We start from the raw sequence: 5227 nt of genomic DNA, 5'->3' as shown, positions 1-5227 counted from the left end.
TGAATGAAAAATATGGCATGGAGAGCCAAGTTTCCAAGGATGTTCACTCCCTTATTTTTTGAATAAATAGCAATAAGAGGGAGGAACCGCAATGAGAGGAAAAAGTCGTGCTTGAAGCCTACCGTAAACACGTCGAAGAGCGTGCTGCCGAAGGAGTTGTTCCTAAACCACTAGATGCCGAGCAAGTTGCAGGCCTTGTGGAACTTCTTAAAAATCCCCCGCAAGGTGAAGAAGCGTTCATTCTTGACCTGCTAGAAAATCGTATCCCACCAGGTGTAGATGAAGCGGCTTATGTAAAAGCTGGTTTCCTAACGGCTATCACTAAAGGTGAAGTCGAATCCCCGCTAGTCAGCAAAGAAAAAGCGGCTGAGCTGCTTGGTACTATGCAGGGTGGTTACAACATCGAATCACTGATCGCACTGCTTGATGATGAAGCGCTTGCGCCAATCGCTGTTAAAGCTCTGTCTCACACACTGCTAATGTTTGATGCTTTCTATGATGTAGAAGAGAAAGCGAAAGCAGGTAACTCATACGCGCAGCAAGTTCTACAATCTTGGGCTGACGCAGAGTGGTTTACTTCTAAAGACAAAGTTGCTGAAAAAATCACAGTAAAAGTATTTAAAGTTACTGGTGAAACGAACACCGATGACTTGTCTCCTGCTCCTGACGCGTGGTCTCGTCCAGATATTCCAGTTCACGCTAAAGCAATGCTTAAGATGGAGCGTGACGGTATCAACCCTGATGATGCGGGTAATGTTGGTCCTATCAAACAGATTGAAGAACTGCAAAAAGACGGTATCCCACTGGCTTACGTTGGTGATGTTGTTGGTACAGGTTCTTCACGTAAATCGGCAACTAACTCTGTGCTTTGGTTCATGGGTGAAGATATCCCATACGTACCGAACAAACGTACTGGTGGTATCTGTCTAGGTGGTAAGATCGCGCCAATCTTCTACAACACAATGGAAGATTCAGGTGCACTACCAATCGAATTGAACGTACAAGACATGAACATGGGTGATGTCATTGATATCTTCCCTTACGAAGGTGTTGTACGTAAAGATGGCGCAGAAATCTCAAGCTTCGAGTTAAGCAAAGTTCTGCTAGATGAAGTTCGTGCTGGTGGTCGTATTCCACTGATCATCGGTCGTGGTCTAACAGGTCGTGCTCGTGCATCTTTAGGTCTTGAAGAAACAGATTTGTTTGCGAAACCAGTTGACCCAAGCGCGTCTGATAAAGGCTACACATTAGCTCAGAAGATGGTTGGTAAAGCTTGTGGCGTTGAAGGCGTTCGTGCTGGTCAATACTGTGAGCCTAAGATGACAACAGTAGGTTCTCAAGATACTACCGGTCCTATGACGCGTGATGAGCTAAAAGACCTTGCGTGTCTTGGCTTCTCAGCGGACCTAGTAATGCAGTCTTTCTGTCACACATCGGCTTACCCGAAACCAGTTGACGTTAACACTCACCACACATTGCCTGATTTCATCATGAACCGTGCTGGTGTTTCACTACGTCCGGGTGATGGTGTAATCCACTCGTGGCTAAACCGTATGCTTCTACCTGATACTGTCGGTACAGGTGGTGACTCGCATACTCGTTTCCCTCTAGGTATCTCATTCCCTGCAGGTTCTGGTCTTGTAGCATTTGCAGCAGCAACAGGTGTAATGCCGCTGGATATGCCTGAATCTATCTTGGTTCGTTTCAAAGGTGATATGCAGCCTGGTATCACGCTACGTGACCTAGTACATGCGATTCCTTACTACGCAATTCAACAAGGTCTACTGACTGTTGAAAAAGCAGGTAAGATCAACGAATTCTCTGGCCGTGTTCTTGAAATTGAAGGTGTTGAGCACCTATCAGTAGAGCAAGCGTTTGAGCTTTCAGATGCATCGGCAGAGCGTTCTGCGGCAGGCTGTACTGTCAAGCTTTCACAAGAGTCGATCGAAGAGTACCTAAACTCGAACATCACTATGCTTAAGTGGATGATCGCAGAAGGTTACGGTGACGTTCGTACTATCGAGCGTCGTATCACAGCGATGGAAGAGTGGTTGGCTAACCCTGAACTGCTTTCTGCTGATGAAGATGCAGAATACGCACACGTAATTGAAATCGATCTAGCGGATATCACAGAGCCAGTTCTGTGTGCTCCAAACGATCCAGATGACGCTCGTCTACTGTCTGAAGTTCAAGGTACTGAAATCCAAGAAGTGTTCATCGGTTCTTGTATGACGAACATTGGTCACTTCCGTGCAGCAGGTAAGATGCTGGAAGAGTTTAATGGCTCGCTAAGCACTCGCCTATGGGTTGCGCCACCAACGAAGATGGATAAAGACCAGCTAACGGAAGAAGGTTACTACGGTATCTTCGGCCGTGCAGGGGTTCGTATTGAAACTCCGGGTTGTTCTCTATGTATGGGTAACCAAGCGCGCGTAGCAGACAAAGCAACAGTAATGTCGACATCAACGCGTAACTTCCCGAACCGTCTAGGTACAGGTGCTAACGTTTATCTAGCGTCTGCAGAACTTTCTGCAGTTGGTGCAATTCTAGGTCGTATCCCGACGAAAGAAGAGTACCTAGAGTACGCTCAGAAGATTGATGCAACAGCTGCTGATACTTACCGTTACCTGAACTTCCATAAGATGGGTCAGTACACGGAGAAGGCGGATACGGTTATTTTCCAAGAGCCAGCATAATCCCTTGTCATATTTGTAATCGCAGCGTTGTTGACTGCGTACGTTCACCCTAATCACATAGAGCCTCTATGCTCATAGGGCTGAACGTACTTGTCGCCTAGCTGCAACTCCAAATATTTAAAGGGATAACATTAATAGAGCGTCTACTTTGGTAGGCGCTTTTTTTGTGCTTGCGATCGGAACGCTATATACTCTCGGTCCAAAATTTTGAAGGTGCTGTTCAATGGAATTCGAATTTATTAGAAATACTTTAATGGGCGAATACTATGTTAAATCGAGCATGGGCCATGAGATTGTCGGTCGTTGGCTGCAAGAAGAGATCGGCAAAGATTGGGATAAGATTGCTCAAGTTGAACAGTTAACTGACCAAGCTCGCATAGAGCCACAAAAAGAGCACCTGCTGCTCGGCACAGAGATCAGCGTCAATATTCATGGTGATGAGGTTATAGTGCAAGAAAATGTACTGGCCCATGGTGACGAAATGAATGCGGATAGTGAATTTGATTTTTATGACAGTGAAAGTACCGCAAGTTGTGGTCTAGAAGACTTCGAAATCATGTTAGAGCAATGGAAAGAATTCCTCACGACTAAATAGATGCACAGCATTGGTGAGGTTTTAGTACCTTGCTTTATGATTGGGAAAGGGGCGCACCTAAATGGTGCGCCCTTTTTGCGTTTCAATAAGTCAACAATCACTAAAGTATATAAAATCAATAACTTAACAAGTTGGCACGCACCTTGGATTATCTAAAACAAAAGGAAGGCAGTTTATAGAGAGGATGCGATGAAACTGATTAATGCCATTATTAAACCATTTAAATTAGACGATGTAAGAGAAGCTTTAGCAGATGTAGGTATCGAAGGAATGACGGTATCTGAGGTAAAGGGCTTTGGACGTCAAAAAGGTCATACAGAGCTATATCGTGGTGCAGAGTACCAAGTGGATTTTTTGCCAAAAGTAAAACTAGAAATTGCTACTCAAGCTGAAAATGTCGATCGCGTTATCGAAGCTGTATCTAAAGCGGCGCATACAGGCAAAATTGGTGACGGTAAGATTTTCGTTTACGACTTAAGCCAAGCGGTACGTATTCGTACTGGTGAAATGGATGCGGAAGCGCTGTAACAGCGAAAAGAATTTAAAGGACTGGAGACAATAAGATGGAATTAACAACAACAGTAACGGAATTACGTTACGCACTAGACACTTTTTTCTTCCTCATTTCAGGTGCGTTAGTAATGTGGATGGCGGCAGGCTTTGCAATGTTAGAAGCAGGCCTAGTACGCTCAAAAAATACAACCGAGATTTTAACCAAGAATATTTGTTTGTATGCGATTGCATGTACCATGTTCTTGTTGGTCGGCTACAACATCATGTATGTCGATAATGGTGAAGGTGGGTGGCTACCATCATTTGGTACTTTGATTGGCACTCAAGGTGAAGGGGCAGACCACTCACTAGAGTCGGACTTCTTCTTCCAAGTTGTTTTTGTCGCGACAGCAATGTCAGTAGTGTCTGGTGCGGTAGCGGAACGTATGAAGCTGTGGTCTTTCCTTATTTTCTCTGCGGTTCTAACAGCATTTATCTATCCAATGGAAGGTTACTGGACATGGGGCGGTGGTTTCCTATCACAAGCAGGTTTCAGTGATTTTGCTGGCTCTGGTATCGTTCATATGGCAGGCGCAGCGGCAGCGTTAGCGGGGGTTCTACTACTGGGCGCCCGTAAAGGTAAATATGGTAAGAACGGTGAGATCTACCCAATTCCAGGTTCAAACATGCCACTTGCAACACTAGGTACGTTCATTCTTTGGTTTGGTTGGTTCGGCTTTAACGGCGGCTCTCAGCTGATGGTATCGGATTTTGAGAACGCAACAGCAGTCGGTCAAATCTTCCTAAACACAAATGCAGCGGCGGCAGCTGGCGCAATTGCAGCACTTCTAGTTTGTAAGACGACTTGGGGTAAAGCCGACCTAACAATGATTCTTAACGGTGCGTTAGCTGGTCTTGTTGCTATCACTGCCGATCCACTATCACCATCACCGCTGTATGCAGTCGCAATAGGTGCGGTATCTGGTGCACTAGTTGTATTCAGCATTATTGGTCTGGACAAGCTTAAGATTGATGATCCAGTAGGTGCGATTTCAGTACACGGTGTGTGTGGTTTCTTTGGCCTGATGGTTGTGCCACTAAGCAATGGCGATGCGTCATTCGGTGCTCAGCTTCTTGGTGCTGCGGTAATCTTTTCTTGGGTATTTGGTGCTAGTCTAGCGGTATGGGCAGTACTAAAAGTAACGATTGGTATCCGCGTTTCAGAAGATGAAGAGATGGAAGGCATGGATATGCATGATTGTGGTGTAGGTGCCTACCCTGAATTTGTCACGGTAAAGTAAGAACACTAAATGTGACGTAACAAATACTTACAAATAAAACTATCAAAAACCTGCTCTGATGAGCAGGTTTTTTTGTTTCACGTCATTGTTTTCTAAACTATGATGAATATAATAACGCAACTGATAAACGTTATCATTACGAA

At 44.9% G+C, this 5227-nt stretch carries 4 protein-coding genes; all 4 read left to right on the top strand.

All coding sequences use genetic code 11. The features are described 5' to 3' along the window. Positions 1–107: 107 nt before the first annotated feature. The 4 genes from acnB (at position 108) to AC4MRV_RS21455 (ending at position 5084) form a co-directional block, all read left to right on the top strand. Positions 108–2696: a bifunctional aconitate hydratase 2/2-methylisocitrate dehydratase gene (acnB, locus tag AC4MRV_RS21470; RefSeq protein ID WP_491189321.1), complete on the top strand. Its 2589-nt coding sequence runs from the start codon at positions 108–110 to the stop codon at positions 2694–2696. A gap of 223 nt (positions 2697–2919) precedes the next feature. Further along, on the top strand, positions 2920–3291 hold the full coding sequence (locus AC4MRV_RS21465; RefSeq protein WP_491189320.1) for a YacL family protein: 372 nt from the start codon (positions 2920–2922) through the stop codon (positions 3289–3291). Between the two features lie 189 nt (positions 3292–3480). Next, positions 3481–3819 (top strand): P-II family nitrogen regulator, encoded by a 339-nt coding sequence (gene glnK, locus AC4MRV_RS21460; RefSeq protein ID WP_004742633.1) that lies wholly within the window; start codon positions 3481–3483, stop codon positions 3817–3819. Positions 3820–3854: 35 nt separating this feature from the next. Next, positions 3855–5084 carry an ammonium transporter gene (locus AC4MRV_RS21455; protein ID WP_491189319.1) on the top strand — a complete coding sequence of 410 codons (1230 nt, stop codon included), beginning with the start codon at positions 3855–3857 and terminating at the stop codon, positions 5082–5084. Positions 5085–5227 lie beyond the last annotated feature (143 nt).

The organism is Vibrio sp., assembly GCF_984391705.1.
Note: the sequence above shows the minus strand (reverse complement) of the source record. Positions and strands in the feature narration are given on the sequence as shown.

Coding starts and splice junctions, on each gene's coding strand:
- AC4MRV_RS21455 (WP_491189319.1), top strand. CDS start 3,855: ATGGAATTAACAACAACAGTAACGGAATTACGTTACGCACTAGACACT.
- AC4MRV_RS21465 (WP_491189320.1), top strand. CDS start 2,920: ATGGAATTCGAATTTATTAGAAATACTTTAATGGGCGAATACTATGTT.
- glnK (WP_004742633.1), top strand. CDS start 3,481: ATGAAACTGATTAATGCCATTATTAAACCATTTAAATTAGACGATGTA.